This is a genomic window from Microbacterium sp. AZCO, assembly GCF_039614715.1.
Classification (GTDB): Bacteria; Actinomycetota; Actinomycetes; order Actinomycetales; family Microbacteriaceae; genus Microbacterium.
In genome coordinates this window covers 3,702,308-3,719,476 of sequence record NZ_CP154857.1, presented here as the reverse complement: position 1 = coordinate 3,719,476, position 17,169 = coordinate 3,702,308, and the positions used below count along the sequence as shown (strand labels likewise).

General features: G+C 70.9%; 20 protein-coding genes. 6 read left to right on the top strand and 14 right to left on the bottom strand.

The annotated features are described in order from the left end of the window. Window positions 1-118: 118 nt before the first annotated feature. From AAIB33_RS17030 to AAIB33_RS17010, 5 genes are all read right to left on the bottom strand, one after another. Window positions 119-3,352 (bottom strand): efflux RND transporter permease subunit, encoded by a 3,234-nt coding sequence (locus AAIB33_RS17030; RefSeq protein ID WP_345801145.1) that lies wholly within the window; start codon window positions 3,350-3,352, stop codon window positions 119-121. A 148-nt stretch (window positions 3,353-3,500) separates the two neighbouring features. Then, on the bottom strand, window positions 3,501-3,893 hold the full coding sequence (locus AAIB33_RS17025) for a CrcB family protein (RefSeq protein WP_345801144.1): 393 nt from the start codon (window positions 3,891-3,893) through the stop codon (window positions 3,501-3,503). Continuing rightward, window positions 3,890-4,321: a CrcB family protein gene (locus AAIB33_RS17020; protein ID WP_345801143.1), complete on the bottom strand. Its 432-nt coding sequence runs from the start codon at window positions 4,319-4,321 to the stop codon at window positions 3,890-3,892. Before AAIB33_RS17020 ends, AAIB33_RS17025 begins: the two co-directional genes overlap by 4 nt. Before the next feature lie 86 nt (window positions 4,322-4,407). Continuing rightward, window positions 4,408-5,370 (bottom strand): DNA topoisomerase IB, encoded by a 963-nt coding sequence (locus tag AAIB33_RS17015; protein ID WP_345801142.1) that lies wholly within the window; start codon window positions 5,368-5,370, stop codon window positions 4,408-4,410. A 13-nt stretch (window positions 5,371-5,383) separates the two neighbouring features. After that, entirely contained in the window at window positions 5,384-5,653 is a 270-nt protein-coding gene (locus AAIB33_RS17010; RefSeq protein WP_345801141.1) for a Rho termination factor N-terminal domain-containing protein, read from the bottom strand. A gap of 247 nt (window positions 5,654-5,900) precedes the next feature. Here AAIB33_RS17010 and AAIB33_RS17005 point away from each other — a divergent pair, with 247 nt between their 5' ends. Next, window positions 5,901-6,068 (top strand): hypothetical protein, encoded by a 168-nt coding sequence (locus AAIB33_RS17005; protein WP_345801140.1) that lies wholly within the window; start codon window positions 5,901-5,903, stop codon window positions 6,066-6,068. A gap of 107 nt (window positions 6,069-6,175) precedes the next feature. Here the strand turns inward: AAIB33_RS17005 and AAIB33_RS17000 are convergent, their stop codons facing one another. Then, complete coding sequence (locus tag AAIB33_RS17000) at window positions 6,176-6,934, bottom strand: MerR family transcriptional regulator (protein WP_345801139.1); 759 nt, start codon at window positions 6,932-6,934, stop codon at window positions 6,176-6,178. A gap of 142 nt (window positions 6,935-7,076) precedes the next feature. On the opposite strand from AAIB33_RS17000, the gene AAIB33_RS16995 reads away from it, so the two are divergent. After that, on the top strand, window positions 7,077-7,970 hold the full coding sequence (locus AAIB33_RS16995) for a DUF4097 family beta strand repeat-containing protein (RefSeq protein WP_345801138.1): 894 nt from the start codon (window positions 7,077-7,079) through the stop codon (window positions 7,968-7,970). Next, a complete protein-coding gene (locus tag AAIB33_RS16990; RefSeq protein ID WP_345801137.1) occupies window positions 7,970-8,587 on the top strand; it encodes a PadR family transcriptional regulator in 618 nt (205 codons plus the stop codon). Before AAIB33_RS16995 ends, AAIB33_RS16990 begins: the two co-directional genes overlap by 1 nt. A 61-nt stretch (window positions 8,588-8,648) precedes the next feature. Here AAIB33_RS16990 and AAIB33_RS16985 read toward each other — a convergent pair whose 3' ends face one another. Next, window positions 8,649-9,188: a universal stress protein gene (locus AAIB33_RS16985; RefSeq protein WP_345801136.1), complete on the bottom strand. Its 540-nt coding sequence runs from the start codon at window positions 9,186-9,188 to the stop codon at window positions 8,649-8,651. Between the two features lie 164 nt (window positions 9,189-9,352). On the opposite strand from AAIB33_RS16985, the gene AAIB33_RS16980 reads away from it, so the two are divergent. Further along, entirely contained in the window at window positions 9,353-9,529 is a 177-nt protein-coding gene (locus AAIB33_RS16980) for a DUF3073 domain-containing protein (protein ID WP_345801135.1), read from the top strand. A gap of 30 nt (window positions 9,530-9,559) precedes the next feature. On the opposite strand, the gene AAIB33_RS16975 is transcribed toward AAIB33_RS16980, so the two are convergent. Further along, entirely contained in the window at window positions 9,560-10,330 is a 771-nt protein-coding gene (locus AAIB33_RS16975; RefSeq protein WP_345801134.1) for an IclR family transcriptional regulator, read from the bottom strand. Window positions 10,331-10,446: 116 nt separating this feature from the next. Here AAIB33_RS16975 and AAIB33_RS16970 point away from each other — a divergent pair, with 116 nt between their 5' ends. After that, window positions 10,447-11,013 carry a DJ-1/PfpI family protein gene (locus AAIB33_RS16970; protein WP_345801133.1) on the top strand — a complete coding sequence of 189 codons (567 nt, stop codon included), beginning with the start codon at window positions 10,447-10,449 and terminating at the stop codon, window positions 11,011-11,013. A gap of 68 nt (window positions 11,014-11,081) precedes the next feature. On the opposite strand, the gene AAIB33_RS16965 is transcribed toward AAIB33_RS16970, so the two are convergent. The 3 genes from AAIB33_RS16965 to purM are packed head-to-tail and all read right to left on the bottom strand — an operon-like array spanning window position 11,082 to window position 14,914. Next, window positions 11,082-12,323, bottom strand: coding sequence for an MFS transporter (locus AAIB33_RS16965; RefSeq protein ID WP_345801132.1), 1,242 nt, complete (start codon window positions 12,321-12,323; stop codon window positions 11,082-11,084). Continuing rightward, the gene (gene purF / locus AAIB33_RS16960) at window positions 12,320-13,780 is read right to left on the bottom strand and encodes an amidophosphoribosyltransferase (RefSeq protein WP_345801131.1); all 1,461 of its coding nucleotides are present in this window, start codon (window positions 13,778-13,780) and stop codon (window positions 12,320-12,322) included. Before purF ends, AAIB33_RS16965 begins: the two co-directional genes overlap by 4 nt. A gap of 6 nt (window positions 13,781-13,786) precedes the next feature. Next, window positions 13,787-14,914 carry a phosphoribosylformylglycinamidine cyclo-ligase gene (purM, locus tag AAIB33_RS16955; RefSeq protein WP_345803462.1) on the bottom strand — a complete coding sequence of 376 codons (1,128 nt, stop codon included), beginning with the start codon at window positions 14,912-14,914 and terminating at the stop codon, window positions 13,787-13,789. Between the two features lie 190 nt (window positions 14,915-15,104). Here purM and AAIB33_RS16950 point away from each other — a divergent pair, with 190 nt between their 5' ends. Then, on the top strand, window positions 15,105-15,716 hold the full coding sequence (locus AAIB33_RS16950) for a zinc-binding alcohol dehydrogenase (RefSeq protein ID WP_345801130.1): 612 nt from the start codon (window positions 15,105-15,107) through the stop codon (window positions 15,714-15,716). Window positions 15,717-15,718: 2 nt separating this feature from the next. On the opposite strand, the gene AAIB33_RS16945 is transcribed toward AAIB33_RS16950, so the two are convergent. The 3 genes from AAIB33_RS16945 to AAIB33_RS16935 form a co-directional block, all read right to left on the bottom strand. Next, window positions 15,719-16,072, bottom strand: coding sequence for a potassium transporter Trk (locus AAIB33_RS16945; protein ID WP_345801129.1), 354 nt, complete (start codon window positions 16,070-16,072; stop codon window positions 15,719-15,721). A gap of 8 nt (window positions 16,073-16,080) precedes the next feature. After that, window positions 16,081-16,554, bottom strand: coding sequence for a hypothetical protein (locus AAIB33_RS16940; protein ID WP_345801128.1), 474 nt, complete (start codon window positions 16,552-16,554; stop codon window positions 16,081-16,083). Between the two features lie 147 nt (window positions 16,555-16,701). Further along, the gene (locus AAIB33_RS16935; RefSeq protein WP_345801127.1) at window positions 16,702-17,070 is read right to left on the bottom strand and encodes a sterol carrier family protein; all 369 of its coding nucleotides are present in this window, start codon (window positions 17,068-17,070) and stop codon (window positions 16,702-16,704) included. Window positions 17,071-17,169: the final 99 nt, after the last annotated feature.

The window sequence follows — 17,169 nt, the reverse complement described above, 5'->3', positions numbered from 1 at the left end:
CGCACCGCCCGCACTGCCCGCACCGCGCTCCCGGCCCGCCCGGCCCGGCGAGCCCGCATCGCGACCGGCGCCCGCTCGGCACAGCCGACGCGGAGGCTCTCGCGCCCCCGGCTCGTGCTCAGCTCCTTCCGCGGCGCGATCGGCGCGACTGCTGCACGGGTGCAGCGGGCGTCAGGGTCGCCCCGGCCGGCGCAGGCTCTCGAGCGGCACCGACCGGCTGGAGGGGCTCGCCGTCGCCGCCTCGATCCGCGCGCGCTGCATCCGGTCCGGCCGAGCGCCGCGCCTCACGGCGCTCGCGTGCGCCTTCGACCAGGTTGTACAGCGTCGGCAGCACGAGCAGCGTCAGCACCGTCGAGGAGATGAGGCCGCCGATCACGACGATCGCGAGCGGCTGGGAGATGAACCCACCGTGACCCGTGATGCCCAGCGCCATGGGGGTCAGCGCGAAGATCGTGGCGAGCGCCGTCATGAGGATCGGCCGCAGACGGCGTGAGCCACCGGCGATCGTCGCCTCGAGCGAGGTCAGCCCCTTCTCGCGGTACTGGTTGACGAGGTCGACCAGCACGATGGCGTTCGTGACCACGATGCCGATGAGCATCAGCACGCCGATGAGGGATGCGACGCCGAGCGGCACGCCCGTGATGATCTGCAGCAGGATGGCGCCGGTCGCGGCGAACGGCACCGACACGAGCAGCAGGAGCGGCTGACGCAGCGACTTGAAGGTCGCCACCATCACGATGTAGACGATGAGGATCGCGGCGAGCAGCGCGAGGCCGAGCTGAGAGAACGCGTCCTGCTGCTGCGTCACGACGCCGCCGAGGGTGGCGTCCGCGCCCGTGGGCAGGTCGACGTCGGCGAGCGCCTTCGACACCGACGCCGACGCGGCGGCCAGGTCGTCGGTCGAGGGCGTCACCGTGACGGTGGACGTGCGCTGACCTCGCTGCGTCGTGATGGATGTCGGCCCCTGCGACTGCTCGACCGTCGCGATCTGCTCGAGCGGGACGGGCCCGGCTGCCGACGGGATCGAGAGCTGCTGCAGCTGCTCGATCGTGGTCGGGGCGTCGGGCACCTGGAGGTACACCGTGAGCGCGGTGTCCTCGATCTCGACGGTGCCGATGGCGCGCGGCTGCATCGTGTTCGACACGAGGGCGCCGACCGTGACCTCGGAGAGCCCCAGCTGCGCGGCCTTGTCGCGGTCGACCGTCACGGCGACATAGGGGAGGGATGCCGCGAGGTTGCTCGTGACCTGACCGACGCCCTCGGCGTCGGTCACGCCCTTGACGACGTCGTCCGTCGCCTGCTGGAGGGTCTTCTGGTCGGGAGCGGTGACGTCGATCTCGATGTCGCTCGAGCCGAATCCGCCGCCCCCCGACGACACGGTGACCTCGCCGACGTCGTCCAGGTCGTCGATGGCCGTCTGCACGTCTTCGCGCACGGCGACCTGATCGGCCGAGGTCTCGGTCGTGATGGAGTAGGTGATGCCGCCGCCTCCGCCCCGGAAGGCGTCGCGCAGGGCGGAGCCGCTCGACCCGATCGAGGTCTGCACGGTCTCGATGCCGTCGACCGAGAGGATCGCCTCCTCGACCTTCTGCGCGGCGGCGTCCTGCGCATCGAGGCTCGCGGCGGGGCCGACGTCCTGCGTGACGGTGAAGGTGTTCTGCCCCGAGTCGCCGAGGAAGTTGGTCTTCATGAGAGGCGCGACCGCGATGGTGCCGACGAGCACGAGCACGGCGAGGCCGAGCGTGATCCACGAGTGCGAGAGCGTCCAGCGCAGCACCGGGAGGTAGGTCTTCTGCAGGCGCGTCGGCGGAGCGTCGGGCGCTTCGGGATCGATCTGGCGTCCCGCCTGGTCGAGGAGCGGCTTGCCCGGCTTGAGGAACCAGTACGCGAGCACGGGCACGATCGTCAGCGCGACGAGGAGCGACGCCGACATGGCGATCGTGACGGTGAGGGCGAAGGGGCGGAAGAGCTCGCCCGTGACGTCGCCGACGAACGCGATGGGCAGGAAGACCGCGACCGTCGTGATGGTCGACGCCGTGATGGCCGTTGCGACCTCGCGCACGGCGCGCAGGATCGACGGCAGCTTCTCGGCATCGCCGACATAGTGCCGCTTGATGTTCTCGATGACGACGATGGCGTCGTCGACGACGCGCCCGATCGCGATCGTGAGGGCGCCGAGGGTCAGGATGTTGAGCGAGTAGCCGAACGCCTGGATCCCGATGAACGTCAGGAGCACGCTCGTCGGGATGGAGATCGCCGTCACGAGGGTCGCGCGCACCGACATCAGGAAGATCAGGATGACGATGACGGCGAAGACGAGGCCGAGGAGGCCCTCCTGCGCGAGCGAGTCGATCGACTGCTGGATGTAGGGCGCCTGGTCGAAGACCACCGTGAAGGTCGCGTCGTCGCCGATCGCGTCCTGCAGCTGGGGGATCGCGGCGGTGACGGCCTTCGACACGTCGACGGTGTTGGCCGAGGGCAGCTTCGTGACCGCGATCGTGAGGGCCGGCTCGCCGTTGACGCGAGAGATCGAGGTGACGGGGTCCTGCTCCTCGGCGACCGTCGCGACGTCGGCGATCGTGACGAGACCGGCCGCGGCCTGCTGCGGCGTCGACGGCGTGAGCGGGAGCTGCGCGATGTCGTCCGACGACGTGAGCTTGGCGCCCGTCTGCACGGTGAGGGTCTGGTCGCCCTCCGTCACGGTGCCGCCGGGGAAGAGCACGCCGTTCTGCTGCAGCGCATCGCTGATCGCCTGCTGCGTGTAGCCGTCCGCCGCGAGGGCCGCGGCATCCGGCGTGATCGTGACGCGCTGACCGCGTCCGCCCACGACCTGCGCGGAGCTCACCCCGTCGATGTCCTCGAGGTCGGGGATGACGGATGCCTCGAGCTGCGACTGGATCGTCGCCTCGTCGTCGTACCCCGTGACCGCGAGCTGGATGACCGGCAGATCGTCGATCGAGAACGACACGACGTTCGGCTCGACGTTGTCGGGCAGGTCGCTCTTGATGCGGTTGATCGCCTGCGTGATCTTCTGCTCGGCGGTGGAGAGGTCGGTGCCGTAGGTGAACGACGCCTGCACGATCGACGAGTTCGTCGAGCTCGTCGCCGTGGTGGATTCCAATCCGGGAATACCCTGGATCGCCGTCTCGATCGGCGTCGAGACGTCGTTGCTGACGACCTCGGGCGAGGCACCGGGATACGCCGTGACGATCGACAGCTGCGGGAACTCGATCGAGGGGATCAGCTCCTGCTTGAGGTTCACCAGCGCCAGGCCGCCGAAGATGGCGGCGACGATCGTGATGAGCGCGATGAGGGCGCGGTTCTTGAGGCTCAGGACGGCGAGGTTGGACACGGATGCCTTCGCTGGGTGCTGGGGATGATTCGCCGGATGCTCGGCTCCGCGTCGCTCGGGAGAGCCGGGCGGCGCGGCCGATACGCGGATGTATCGAGCCTCAGTATCGCACGCGATGAGAGCGATCCCCGCCTCGCCGGGAGGCGCCTCAGCCCGTGATCATGCCCGCGATGACGCGCCCGATCCCGATGCCGAGTGCGGCGCCGAGTGCGCAGATGCCCAGGGTTCCGACGAGGTTCGTCCAGGCCCAGTCGCGGCGGCGCGACTGCCCCAGCAGCACGGTCTCGGTCGAGACGGTGCTGAAGGTCGTGTAGCCGCCGAGCAGGCCCACGCCGAGCATCGTGCCCCACCCGCCGCCGATCGCCGGCGCGATGCCCGTGACGACCCCGAGCGCGAACGAGCCCGTCGCGTTGACGATGAGGATGCCGAGCGGGAAGGCGCCTCGCCGCCCGCGCATGACGATCACGTCGACGGTGTAGCGCAGGCCCGCGCCGAGGCCGCCCATGCCGGCGGTCGCGAGGAGCAGCATCCACGAGTTCATTCGGCCGCCTCCGGAGGCTCGATCTCGCCCGGCACGTCCATGATCGTGCGCCCGATGCGCAGGCCGACCGCCGCGGCGAGTGCCCCGGCGAAGATCGAGACGACGGCGAGGAGGAGGCCGACGACGGGCGCCTGTCCCGTGAGCTGCACGACCTGCACGGCGAAGGCGCTGTAGGTCGTGAATCCGCCCAGGATGCCGGTGCCGAGGAACGCCCGCAGACGCGGCCGCCTGTCATCGAGCCACCCGACGACGATCCCCAGCACGAGCGATCCGACGACGTTGACGCCGAGCGTGACGAGGGGCACCGCGAGCGGGTCGGGAGCCGTGGCGAGCGGCACGATCAGGAGCGCTCGCAGCGCGACGCCGATCGCCCCGCCGACGACGACCACGACGAAGACCGTGGGTGAGAACGCCGCGCGCCGCGCCATGACGCCACTTTAGGGACGCTGCCCGCGAGCCCCCGGCTCCCGCGCCGGGACGGCGGTGGCGGCGTCCGGGATCGATCGCGGAGGGATCAGCGCAGGATGAGCCGCCGGATGGCGGACTCCCCCGACACGGTGAGGTCGAGGAGCCGCCCCTTCTCGTACGCCTTGAAGACTCGCGGGTCGATGTAGCTCGAGCGCGCGACGGCGGGGGTGTTGCCGAGGGCTTCGGACGTGGCCCGCACGGCGAGGTTCTCCGCGCGCTTGCGGTCGCGCTCGGTGTCGACCGTGCCGATGCGGGCGAGGGCCTCGGCCGCCATGATCGTGCCGCGGAGCGTCCGGAAGTCCTTGGCCGTGAACTTGCCGCCGGTCAGCATGCGCACGTAGGCGTTCACCTCGGAGGGCTGCAGAGCAACGCGCTTGCGCCCGTGCCGATAGGCGAGCAGATGGGCGCGCGGCTTGCCGACGACCAGCTCCTCGACGACGGCGGCGAGGTCGGCGTCGTCGAGCCGGATGTGCGCGCGCTGCCCGCTCTTCGCGGGAAAGGAGAGGGTGACGGTGGATGCCTCGACCGCGGCATCCCGTCTCTGCAGTGTCGTGAGCCCCCGGCTGCCGTGCCGCTCCAGGTAGCGGGCCGAGCCGATGCGCGGCGCGCCCTCGTCGAGCAGCCGGAACGACGTCGCGAGTACGCGGTCGCGCTGCAGGCCCTCCGCCCGCAGGGAGCTCGTGACGCGGCGCCGCGCGGAGGGCAGCGCCTCGGCGAGATCGAGCGCGCGGGCGTACTTGCCGCGGTCGCGGCGCTCCCGCCACTGCGGGTGGTAGAGGTACTGCCGTCTGCCGGCGTCGTCGGTGCCGACGGCCTGGATGTGGCCGAGCGGGTCGACCGAGATCCACACGTCCTCCCATGCGGGCGGGATCACGAGGCGGTGGATCCGCTCACGGTCCTCGTCGCCTGCGGCCGCCCCATCGGGGGTGACGTATCGGAATCCGGAGCCGGAGCGCACGCGGCGCAGCCCGGGATCCTCCGTCGGGCTCACCCGCGCGAGTCGTGCCACGGACGTCGACCGCTCAGTGATTGCGGAGCATGTCGATGAGCTCCGCCTTGCGCTTGCGGGAGTAGCCGGTCAGGCCGAGCTCGTTCGCGCGCGTGCGCAGCCGCTCGACGGTCCAGTCGTCGTAGTCGCCGGACTCGCCGCCGCGCCTGCCGACGGCACCGCGGCCGTCGCGTGCGGCGGCGTTGGAGATGCGCGCGGCCTTCTCCTTCGACGCGCCGTCCTTGCGGAGCTCCTCGTAGAGCTCCGGATCCTTGAGGCTGTTCGAGCCGCGTCCTGCAGGCATGGGTCCTCCTCGCGGTGCTTCCGCCGTGGATCGACGGTAGGCCCCGACCAGGGTCGGAACGGGGGGATTGACACGGGACCACGCCGGCATTACCGGCGCTCCGTCCACCCTGCCCGCGCGGATTAGCACCGCGAATCGAAGGCCGTCAAGCCCCTCCCTGCCCGCCGGGACCGGTGCCACGGTGGTCACATGCCTACCCGGGCATCCGCTTCCCGAAAGCGGCGTCCCTTACAGAAGGAGCCCCGACATGAACCTCGCCCTGATCATCATCATCGTGGTTGCGATCATCTTGGCGATCGTCGGCGGACTGAACTCCGCACTCAGCTGGCTGCTGTGGGTGGCGATCATCGTCGGCATCATCGCGCTGATCGTCTTCCTGTTCCGACTCATCAGCGGCAACCGAAACCGCGTCTGAGCAAATCCCCCCAGGTGGCCCTCGCGCTTCGGGCGCGCGAGGGCCGCATTCATGCTGACGCCGCCCGGCCGGACCCGGGGGGCTCTGGCCGGGCGGCGTCGCATGGATCACAGATTGGCGTCGGCGTAGACGCGCAGCGCATCGCGCACGAACTCGGCGCCGGACTGGCCGCCGTAGTTCTTCGCGAACCGCGGGTCGGCGACGTACATCTCGCCGAGCCCGGTCACATACGCCTTGATGTCTCCGCCAGGCGACTCCGCGGGGGTTCCCGGGATGCCGGTGAGCCACGCGACGTGACGGGCCGCGAGCTCCTGCGCCTCGGCGCTGTCCGGCGTGACGCCGGAGCCGGCCGCGGCCGTCCAGTCGCGTCCGAGCGCCGCCGTCCGCTCCTGCCACGCCGACTTCTCGTCGGCGCTCATTCCGCGCCACCAGGCGTCGGAGCGCGCATACGCGTCCTTGCCCCAGCGATCCTCGACCTCGTCCTTGTACTGCGTGTGGTCGAAGCCGTCGAACATGTTCTCTGCCATGAGTCGTTCACCTCCTCTCAGTGCTCTGATGGTGGACTCGACCGACGCGACCTGGCGGTCGAGCCGGCCCTGCTCCTGGCGCAGCCACGCGAGGTGGCCCTCCAGCGCGCTCTCCTCGGAGGTCGGCCGCGCGAGCACCTCGGCGATCTGCGGCAGTCCGAGCCCGAGCTCGCGCAGCAGCAGGATGCGCTGCAGTCGCACGAGCGCCGACTGGTCGTACCGGCGATACCCGTTGGCGCCGACGCCGGACGGCGTGAGCAGCCCGATGTCGTCGTAGTGGCGCAGCGTGCGGCTCGTCGTGCCGGCGAGCTTCGCGATCTGCTGGATCGACCATTCCACGGCGTCCTCCTCTCTCGTCCTCCACGCTAAAGGTTGACGCAGCGTCAAGGTCAAGCGGAATTCTTGACATGGACGCGATATATCGTGTTATCGTCGGAACACGCGATATATCGCGACTAGACCTCGCAGCAAGGAGAACCCCATGACCCTCGAGAAGTGGATCGTCCACCCGGGAGAGACGCGCGTCATCGACATCGAAGACGTGCGCAAGCTGAAGGTCGGCCTGATCGGCGGCCAGATCGACGTCGTCGCGCACGACGAGCCCGGCATCCGGATCGAAGTGCACGCCGTCACCGTGAAGGACCTCAGGATCGAGGCGACGGGAGACGTCGTCGAGATCGACCACCCGCAGCTGCGCTGGGACAACTTCCTCGAGGTGTTCCGCAACTTCGGCGCGGGCGGCCCCAAGGCCGAGATCAGCGTCGCCGTGCCCCGCGATATCGCGCTGACCCTCGGCGTCGTGTCGGCGAGCGCGCTCATCTCGGGCATCCGCAGCGACGCCAAGCTCAACACCGTCTCGGGCGACATCATGGCCGACGGCCTCGAGGGCGACGTGTCGGTCAACGCCGTCTCGGGCGACGTGCAGATCCGCGAGCTCACCGGCGCGCTGAGCGCCAACAGCGTCTCCGGCGACGTCGCCGCGACCGGCGAGCTGCGCAAGGCCACGATCGACACGGTCGGCGGCGCGATGCTCGTCGACTCGCGCGGTGACACGCACGCCGTGAGCCTCAACACCGTCAGCGGCTCGGCCACCGTGCGGCTCGACGAGGGGCTCCCCGCCAACTACGCCATGCGCAGCGTCAGCGGTCGCGTTCAGGTGGACGGCACCGTGCGCTCGGGCCGCGGCGGACTCACGACGAACTACGTCGGCTCGATCGGCGAGCTCAGCGGCAGCTTCGCGGATGTGCGCGTCAACTCGGTGTCGGGCGACATCACGGTGCTCCGCCGCGCGGCCGTCACGAGCCCCGACCAGCCGTCCGACGCCTCTTCCAGCCAGGCGACCTCCAGCGACGCGCCGACAGAGGGAGCGTGGTGATGCCCCCCGTCTTCTCCCACGGCGACCTGCGCCTGTACCTGCTGAACCTCCTCGACGAGGGTCCGCGGCACGGCTACGACATCATGCAGGCCCTCTCCGATCGCACCGGCGGCACCTACACCCCGAGTGCCGGCACGATCTACCCGCGCCTGGCGAAGCTCGAGGAGGAGGGCCTGGTCACCAAGACCGTCGACGGACGCAAGACGGTCTACGCCATCACACCGGCCGGGCACGCCGAGGTCGAGTCGCGCGCGGGTGAGCTCGAGGGCATCGAAGCCGGCCTCGCCGACTCCGTGCGGCTCATCGCCGACGAGGTGCGCGGCAGCGTGCGCGAGGCGATGAAGAGTCTGCGTGCCGACCTCGCGGCGGCCGCCCAGGACGAGCGGAGCGGCACGACGACGAGGGATGCCCCGTCCCCCGCCGACGACCCGCGAGCCGAGAGCCGTGAGCAGCTGCATCGCGCCGAGGCGCTCGTCGCGGAGTTCCGCGGCCGCATCCGCGGCGACCTGCGCTCGCACATCGCCCGCGGGGGTCTCCTCGCGACGTCGGTCGTCGACGACCTCGAGTCGGCGCTCGACTCGGCCGCGCGCACCGTCACGCGGACCCTGCGCGGCTGACCGAGCGGCTCACGCGGTCGACCCGGCGACCCCGGCCCTCACGGGCTGGGGTCGCCGTCGGCTATGCGGGCCAGATCTCCTGGTCGTCGGGCACCGGCTCCCCGAGGGGCACGACCAGCACCGGCCGATGCTGGCGGTGCGCGAGCCGCGCCGCGACCGATCCCGTGAAGAACTCGCGGATCGACTCGCCGATCCCCCGCCTGCGCGTGCCGACGACGATGAGCCGCGCCTCGACGTCATCCGCGAGGTGCTTGATCGCGAGGGCCGGGTCGCCCACGAGCTGCGTGACGCTCCACACCAGCCCCGATGCGTCGAGCAGCGCCGACACCTCGTTCGTCACGGTCACGAGATCGGCCTCACCGCCGGCGACGTTGATGTCGATGGGCGCGGAGTGCACGTAGCCGTCGGGGTCTTCGTAGGTCACGAAGCGCGTCACGTCGACGTTCACGACGAGGAGATGCGCACCCAGCAGCTGGGCGTACCGCGCCGCCTCTTTCACGACGCGGGGCGGTTCACCCGGAACGAGCCCGACGATGACGGCTCCGCGGACCGCGGGAGCGGCATCCCCACTGTTCTGGACTCCGGATGCCTCATCCGCCATTGGTCCATCGCCCCTTCTGCATGGGTGTGGAGCCGCCGGTGCCCCGATGCTCCGTGTTATTCTGAATGCTACTCTTACCGGCCTCGCAGCCGGATCGCGATTGCCCGGGCCACGCAGCGGAACGCCCGCGCAGCGCCCGGATCTCAGAAATGAGGGGGTCCCGCATGGGCCGTGGCCGTCAGAAGGCGAAGCACACCAAGATCGCGCGCGAACTCAAGTCCTACAGCCCGAGCGTCAACTACTCGGCGCTCGAGCGCGAACTCGGCCACCACAGTGAAGACGAGTACGTCGACAAGTGGGCCGACAAGTACTCCGACGAGTACGAGGACGAGAAGGCCTGACGCTCCACGACACGCCCGCCTGACCCACCGTCAGGCGTGAAGGCTGCTCGAGACGTGCCACGCTCCGCGCCGCACGATCTTCTCGAGCTCGTGTGCGCGTGAGGCGAAGTCGTCCGCCGTGGTCGACAGCGACACGGCGCCGACCGTGCGACCGCTCCGGGATTTGACCGGGGCCGCGATGCACGCGAGCTTCGGCATGTACTCCTCGACCTCGACGGCGATCTGCAGCGCGCGAACCTCGTCGAGCTGCTGAAGGAGGGCGCGCTCACCCGTCACGGATCGCGGTGAGATCGCGGGGGCGCCGCGCCGTTCGAGGTACCGGCGCACCTCGTCGTCGTCACGCGCGGCGAGCATGAGCTTGCCGAACGCCGTCACGTGGGCGGCGTCGGCGAAGCCGACGTGCAGCTGCCCGATCCTCGGATGCGCGGCCGACTCGGCGACGTGCGCCACGGCGATGTCGTCGCCGCGGAAGACCGTGAGGTAGGCGGGTGCCCGCGCTGCGTCGCGCATGTCGTCCAGGATGCCGCGCACCTCGGCGGTCGCCACGAGCTGCGAGCGCACGGCGCGGCCGAGTCCGTCGACGGCTCGTCCCAGCGCGTACCGCGAGGTGGCGCTGCGCACGAGGTAGTCGTGCGCCTGCAGGGTCGCGAGCAGCCGGTACGTCGTGGCGGGCGAGAGCCCGAGTCTGGAGGCGAGCTCGGCCGCCGTCAGTCCTTCAGCGCTGCCCCCGACCTCGTCGAGGATGCGGAGGACACGGTCGGCCGAGCGGATGCCCGCGGCGTCGCGGGAGTCGGATCCCATGGGGACGAGTGTATGCGGCGGCCGTTTCGCATCTGATGAGAACCGGCATCGCTTCGGACGCCCACGGCCGTCGACGCTTGGGGTGAGACACGGATGTCCAGAGAGGAAGACCCCCCATGTCAGACAAGATCCTCATCCTCACCGGCGATGCCGCCGAGACCCTCGAGGTGTTCTACCCCTATCACCGCCTGCAGGAGGCGGGCTACGAGGTGCACATCGGCGCACCCGTCAAGCGCAAGCTGCAGTTCGTCGTGCACGACTTCGTCGACGGCTTCGGCACCTACACCGAGAAGCCGGGGCACACGTGGGATGCCGACATCGCGTTCGCCGACGTCGACCCGGCCGACTACGTCGCCATCGTCGTGCCCGGGGGCCGCGCTCCCGAGTACATCCGCAACGACGCCGATGCGAAGCGCATCGTGCGGCACTTCTTCGAGGCGAACGAGCCTGTCGCGGCGACGTGCCACGGTCCGCTCCTCCTCGCCGCGGCCGGCGTCCTTGAGGGACGCACGTCGTCCGCCTACCCCGAGCTCGCGGTCGACGTCGAGACGGCGGGCGGCGTGTTCGAGGACGGCGGCGGCGTCGTGGACGGGAATCTCGTCACGGCGCGCGCCTGGCCCGACAACGGCACGTGGATGAAGGCGTTCATCGAGGTGCTGGAGGGCGCGCGCGTCACCGCGTGACGGCCGTCAGACCGCCCGACCCGAGCCCTCGCCGGTCGGGCGGTCTCAGCGCTCGATCCCGGCCAAGCTCACGACCAGGCGCCGTGACGGCGCTCCCACTCGTCCTCGATCGTGTGCGGGCGCGCCGCGACGACGCCCGCCGGGATGGCGAGCGCGATCACACCGCCGAGGAGCAGGAGCGCGGCCGTCCAGCCGCCCGACGACGCGTGGAGCAGGCCCACCGTCAGCGGGAAGACCGCCGCGATCGCGTAGCCGATGCTCTGCGCGAAGCCGCTGAGTGCGATGGTCGCCTCGTGCGTGCGGGTGCGCAGTCCGAGCAGCACGAGCACGAGCGGGAAGAGCAGCGGCGGCGTCCCGAGCAGGGCGACCCACAGCCAGGGCGCAGCCGTCGGAGCGAACAGCAGCCCCGCGATCGCGAGGAACCCCGACACGACGGCGACGGCGTAGAGCGATCGGACGATCCGGAACCGCGCCACCAGAACCGGCACGAGCAGAGACGCGGGCAAGCCCATCGCGGCGAACAGAGAGAGGAGCGCGCCGGCCGCGGCCGGCGTCACCCCCGCGATGTCGACGAGGATCGACGGCAGCCACGCGAACGACGTGTACGCGATCGTCGACGACACCGCGAAGCTCACCATGAGCGCCCACGCGAGCGGCAGGCGCCACAGCCGGCCGAACACTCCGGGGCGGGTCTCCTCCAGGTCGTCCGACGCCGCCGCACGCGCCGCGGATCGCGCACGCATCGTCAGCCCGATCCACGGAATGAGCGCGGCGCCTGCGAAGACCGCCCAGAGGGCGAGCGAGGTGCGCCACCCCGCGGCATCCGAGATCGGAACGGCCACGAGCGGCGGGAGGAACGTCGACACCGCCATCGTCGTCGAGAACACCGCCGTCATGAGCCCGACGCGATCGGGGAAGTACTTCTTGACGAGCGGCGGGAGCAGCACGTTCCCCGTGCCGACGGCCGCGAAGATGAGCGCCGTCGACCCGAGCAGCGTGAGGGCGTCGACCGCGAGGCCGCGCGCCACCATGCCGATCGTGGCGACCGCGAGCGCGATGACGACCAGGCGCTCGAGCCCGAGCCGCCGCTCGAACTGGGGCGTCAGGACGCCGAAGATCGCGAAGCACACGGGCGGCGCGGTGCCGATGAGGCCGACCGCCCACTCCGGCACCGCGAAGTCCTGCGCGACATGGTCGAGCACGGGCGACAGGGATGCCACGGCCGACCGCAGCGAGAACGCCAGCAGCACGATGCCGACGAGCGCGAGGGCACGCCCCCGCCCGACGGGCCGGGGTTCGGCGTCGCTCAAGACTCCTGGGAGCCCTCGACCCAGGCCAGGTACTCGTCCGACACGGTGCCCGTGACGTAGCGGCCGTCGAAGCAGCTCATGTCGAGGTCGTCGATGTCGGAGCCCTCGAGGATCGCCGCCTTCAGGTCTTCGACCTCCTGGTACACGATGTAGTCGGCGCCCAGCTCCTCCGCGATCTCGGGGATCGTGCGGCCGTGCGCGACGAGCTCGTGCCGCGAGGGCATGTTGATGCCGTAGACGTGCGGGAACCGTACGGGCGGAGCGGCCGACGCGAACGTGACGCTCTTGGCCCCGGCATCCCGGGCCATCTGGATGATCTCCTTCGACGTCGTGCCGCGCACGATCGAGTCGTCGATGAGGAGCACGTTCTTGCCCTTGAACTCGGTCGACATCGCGTTGAGCTTCTGGCGCACGCTCTTCTTGCGCACCGCCTGACCGGGCATGATGAACGTCCGGCCGATGTAGCGGTTCTTGTAGAAGCCCTCGCGGTACTCGATGCCGAGCTTGCGCGCGACCTGCATGGCGGCGGGCCGGGACGAGTCGGGAATCGGCATGACGACGTCGATCGCGCCCTTGGGCGTGTACTTGGCGATCGTGTCGGCGAGGCGGTCGCCCATGCGCAGCCGCGCCTCGTACACCGAGATCCCGTTCATGACGGAGTCGGGACGCGCGAGGTAGACGTACTCGAACGAGCACGGCGCGAGGGTCGCCTGCGGTGCGCACTGCTTCGTGTGCAGGTGGCCCTCGAGGTCGATGAAGACGGCCTCGCCGGGGTCGACGTCGCGGACGACCTCGAAGCCGGCGTTCTCGAGCACGAGCGACTCGGAGGCGACGATCCACTCGTAGCCCCCCTCGTCCGCCGGGCGCGTTCCGATGATGAGCGGGCGGATGCCGAACGGGTCGCGGAACGCGAGCAGGCCGTAGCCGGCGAGCAGCGCGATCGCGGCGTACGAGCCCTCGACGCGCTCGTGCACGCGCGACACGGCGTCGAACACCTGCGCGGGATCGAGCTGCAGGCCCGAGATCGACGACTGCAGCTCGTTGGCGAGCACGTTGACGAGCAGCTCGGTGTCGGAGCTCGTGTTGAGGTGCCGGCGGTCCTTGTGGAAGAGCTCGTCGGTCAGCTCACGCGTGTTTGTGAGGTTGCCGTTGTGCACGAGGACGATGCCGTACGGGGCGTTGACGTAGAAGGGCTGGGCCTCTTCCTCGCTCGACGCCGTGCCCTTCGTCGCGTAGCGCACGTGACCGAGGCCGATCTCGCCGAGCAGCGACCGCATGTCGCGCGTGCGGAACGCCTCGCGCACCTGGCCGCGCTGCTTGGTCATGTGGAACACGCCGTTGCGCTCCGCCGTCGCGATGCCCGTGGAGTCCTGCCCGCGGTGCTGCAGGAGGAGGAGGGCGTCGTAGATCTCCTGGTTGACGGACCCCTGGCCCACCATCCCGACGATTCCGCACATGGGGTGTTACTTCGCTCCGTCTCGGTAGCTTCCGACGAGGCGCACGGCCCCGCCGTCGACGCCCTTGGCGCCCTGCTCGAACTCGCCCGCCGGCAGCGCGTCGTCGCGGACGACGCCCACCTGCCAGGTCTCGACACCGGCACGGGAGAGGGCGGATGCCGCGGCCTCGGCCCGATCGGCCACCACGACCGCGAGGAACCCGATGCCCAGGTTCCACGTGCCCTCGGTCTGCTCGAGGCTCAGCGACCCGAGGTCGGCGAGCACCCGGAAGACCGGCGCCGGCGACCACGTGGAGCGGTCGACCTCGACCCACGTGCCCTTGGGCAGCACGCGCGCGAGGTTGGCGGCGATGCCGCCGCCCGTCACGTGGCTGAGGGCGTGCACGGCGTCGTCGGTGTCGGCGACGAGGCGCAGGAGCGGCGACGTGTACAAGCGCGTCGGCTCGAGGAGGGTCTCGCCCCACGTCGCGCCGAAGTCGGGGGCGTTGTCCCCGTACTGGATGCCTGCCCCCGCGACGATGTGCCGCACGAGGGAGTAGCCGTTGGAGTGGAGTCCGCTCGAGGCGAGCGCGAGGACGACGTCGCCGTCGCGCACGCGGTCGGCGCCGAGCACGCGATCCGCCTCGACGACGCCCGTCGCGGCGCCCGCGACGTCGTAGTCGTTCGGACCGAGGAGTCCGGGGTGCTCGGCGGTCTCGCCGCCGACGAGCGCGGTGCCCGTCTCGGCGCACCCGTCGGCGATGCCGCGCACGATGTCGGCGATGCGCTCGGGGAAGACCTTGCCCGTCGCGATGTAGTCCGTCATGAAGAGCGGCTTCGCACCGACCACGACGATGTCGTCGACGACCATGCCGACGAGGTCGCGGCCGATCGTGTCGTGCTTGTCGATGGCCTGCGCGATCGCGACCTTCGTGCCGACGCCGTCGGTGCTCGTCGCGAGCAGCGGCTTGCGGTACTCGTGCAGGAACGACGCGTCGTAGAGGCCCGCGAAGCCCCCGACACCGCCGAGCACTTCGGGCCCGTGCGTGCGGCGCACGGCCGACTTCATGAGCTCGACAGCGCGATCGCCCGCGGCGGTGTCGACGCCGGCGGCGGTGTACGGGTTTGCGGAGGAGTCGGCGGGGGCGCCCGTCACGGGCGCATCGTCGGTGGGAGATGCCACGCGTCAAGACTACCGGCGGCTCGCCTGGGCGGATGCCGGGCGCCGGGGCCGCGGCATCCCTCCCCTCCCGATCCGTGAGACTCCGCCTGGCTGACGGTCTCGGACGGCGAGAGGAGCGGTCTTCAGCCGTCTCATGTCGGTGGGCCCGAATTAGAATGACGGCATGGGCGGCGGCGGTGCACCGGAGTGGGTGATTCGCGAGGACGCGAGTCAGCCCGTCCTGCTCGCCCTCTATCTGCGGCAGGTGCTCGGCCTCCGCTCGCCCGATGAGCTTCCGCAGCTGCGCGGCATCCCTCCCCGCCTCGTCTCCCGCGACGACGACGCGCAGGCGCGGCTGGAACGCCAGTGGCGCGAGTACTGGGCGATGACGGTCGAGCCCCAGGCGCACCCGTCACCCGTGCCGCTCGATCTCGTCGACGGATTCGACACGCTCGTCGCACTGCCGCTCGAGGGCTGCGACGACCTGCGCGCCGCGATCACGCCGTTCGCCGCCGAAGCGCTCGCGTACTCGCAGTCGGCGAAGGAGCGCTACCGCAAGGAGGCCGCGGCGAAGCCGGGCGTCTCGTACCGCGCATACGCGAGCGCGATCGCCGAGCACGAGCGCCAGGTCGGTCGACGTGCGCACTCGTTCGAGCTCAACGTGCAGGTGCTGCCGCTCGCTCAGCGCGGAGTGTGGTGGATCGGGTCGCTCACGATCGCCGTCACCGACGGGCTCCGGGGCGATGTCGCGGCCTTCGACGCCGCGATCCACCCGATCATCGCCGAGCTGGCCTGACCTCAGTCCTGGGCGTCGGGCTCCTGCACCGTCTCGCGGTCGACCGTGACCTCGCGGGTGCGTCGGCCGACCGTGCGGTCGAGGATGAGAGCCAGGACGGCGAAGACCGCGACCCCGATCGTGACGCAGATGAGCGCGAGGAACCCGAAGACCTGGCCCGACGAGTAGATGAGACCCGTGTTCGCGCTCTGGCCGCTCGTGCCGTTGAAGGAGAACGTCAGGATCAGCGCCGTCAGGAGGCCGAGGCCCGCGCCGACGACGAGGAAGACCGAGAACTTCGGCGCGCGGCGGACGCGCACCCGCTCCGTACGACGGACGGCGTCGGGTGTCGTGGGGGGCGTGCGCGGCTCGGACATGGAATCAATCATCCCTCAGGCGGCCGGCGCGGCGGTTCGTCCCTGCGATCGCCGGCCTCGGCATCCGCCTCCCGGATCCACCACGGCACCTCGTCGGTCATGGGCGATGTGAGGTCGTCGGAGATGACCGTCGTGTGCTCCGTGATGACCGGCGTGACGCGCCGGCCGAGCACGCGGTCGAGCACGATGACGAGCGTCGCGGCGAGGAGCAGCGCGAAGGCGACCCACACGGCGGCGAGGACCCCGAAGGTCCAGACGACGCCGGAGAGCTGGGTCGCGAAGGGATCCGCGGGCGCCGCGACCGACGTGGACGCCGCCGTGTGGATGCCGGCCACGACGAGCCCGGCGACGATGCTGAAGAAGAAGATGCGCCCGTAGCGCGGGGCGCGGCGGACGGCGCCGGCCTCCCACTCCTCGCCGACCACGTGCTCGCTCTCGTCGGGGTCGTCCCCGTCGAACGGGCTGATGGGCTCGCGTCCCATGCATCCATTGTCCGCCTGCCGGGCGGTGCTGTCCCCGCCTTCGTACCGATAGCCCGTGCTGTCCCCGAAAGCCCGTGTGTCGCGCCGGTCATGACATGGGCGCTCGGCGAGAGCACGGGCTACGGACGGGAGAGGTGCGGGCGGGGGTCAGGGGCGCAGCGGCAGGAGGTCGGAGAGGTCGGAGCGCACGCCCGACGCGCTGATGCGGCCGGCGGCCGCGGCATCCCTCCACTGCTCGGCCCCCGTCGCGAGCGCGATCCACGTGTCGGGGTCGGTCTCGACGACGTTGGGCGGCGTGCCGCGCGTGTGCCGGGGACCTTCGACGGCCTGCACCGCGCCGAAAGGAGGCACGCGCACCTCGACCGAGTTGCCCGGCGCCTTCTCGGCGAGGAGCTGCAGCAGATAGCGGACGGCCGTCGCGTGATCGGCGCGAGCGGGGCGAGTGGATGCCGCGCCCGCGGCGCGCACCGCGTTGAGGGCTGCGCGCCCTTCGTCGACGCCGATCTTCTTGGCCACGCTGCCACGCTACGCCGTCCCGTACGACGGCAGCCTGGGGCGGAGGTGGCCGCACGGGCCGCGACACGCCGTCTCGCGCACCAGCGAGCCGGAGTTCCG

Excerpts from the sequence above, each read along its gene's own strand:
- AAIB33_RS16970 (WP_345801133.1), top strand. The coding sequence starts at position 10,447 with ATGTCAGACAAGATCCTCATCCTCACCGGCGATGCCGCCGAGACCCTC.
- AAIB33_RS16975 (WP_345801134.1), bottom strand. The coding sequence starts at position 10,330 with ATGGGATCCGACTCCCGCGACGCCGCGGGCATCCGCTCGGCCGACCGT.
- AAIB33_RS17010 (WP_345801141.1), bottom strand. The coding sequence starts at position 5,653 with ATGCCTGCAGGACGCGGCTCGAACAGCCTCAAGGATCCGGAGCTCTAC.
- AAIB33_RS16985 (WP_345801136.1), bottom strand. The coding sequence starts at position 9,188 with ATGGCGGATGAGGCATCCGGAGTCCAGAACAGTGGGGATGCCGCTCCC.
- AAIB33_RS16945 (WP_345801129.1), bottom strand. The coding sequence starts at position 16,072 with ATGTCCGAGCCGCGCACGCCCCCCACGACACCCGACGCCGTCCGTCGT.
- AAIB33_RS17025 (WP_345801144.1), bottom strand. The coding sequence starts at position 3,893 with ATGAACTCGTGGATGCTGCTCCTCGCGACCGCCGGCATGGGCGGCCTC.
- AAIB33_RS16940 (WP_345801128.1), bottom strand. The coding sequence starts at position 16,554 with ATGGGACGCGAGCCCATCAGCCCGTTCGACGGGGACGACCCCGACGAG.
- AAIB33_RS16990 (WP_345801137.1), top strand. The coding sequence starts at position 7,970 with ATGCCCCCCGTCTTCTCCCACGGCGACCTGCGCCTGTACCTGCTGAAC.
- AAIB33_RS17005 (WP_345801140.1), top strand. The coding sequence starts at position 5,901 with ATGAACCTCGCCCTGATCATCATCATCGTGGTTGCGATCATCTTGGCG.
- AAIB33_RS16980 (WP_345801135.1), top strand. The coding sequence starts at position 9,353 with ATGGGCCGTGGCCGTCAGAAGGCGAAGCACACCAAGATCGCGCGCGAA.
- AAIB33_RS16995 (WP_345801138.1), top strand. The coding sequence starts at position 7,077 with ATGACCCTCGAGAAGTGGATCGTCCACCCGGGAGAGACGCGCGTCATC.
- AAIB33_RS16950 (WP_345801130.1), top strand. The coding sequence starts at position 15,105 with ATGGGCGGCGGCGGTGCACCGGAGTGGGTGATTCGCGAGGACGCGAGT.
- AAIB33_RS17020 (WP_345801143.1), bottom strand. The coding sequence starts at position 4,321 with ATGGCGCGGCGCGCGGCGTTCTCACCCACGGTCTTCGTCGTGGTCGTC.
- purF (WP_345801131.1), bottom strand. The coding sequence starts at position 13,780 with ATGTGCGGAATCGTCGGGATGGTGGGCCAGGGGTCCGTCAACCAGGAG.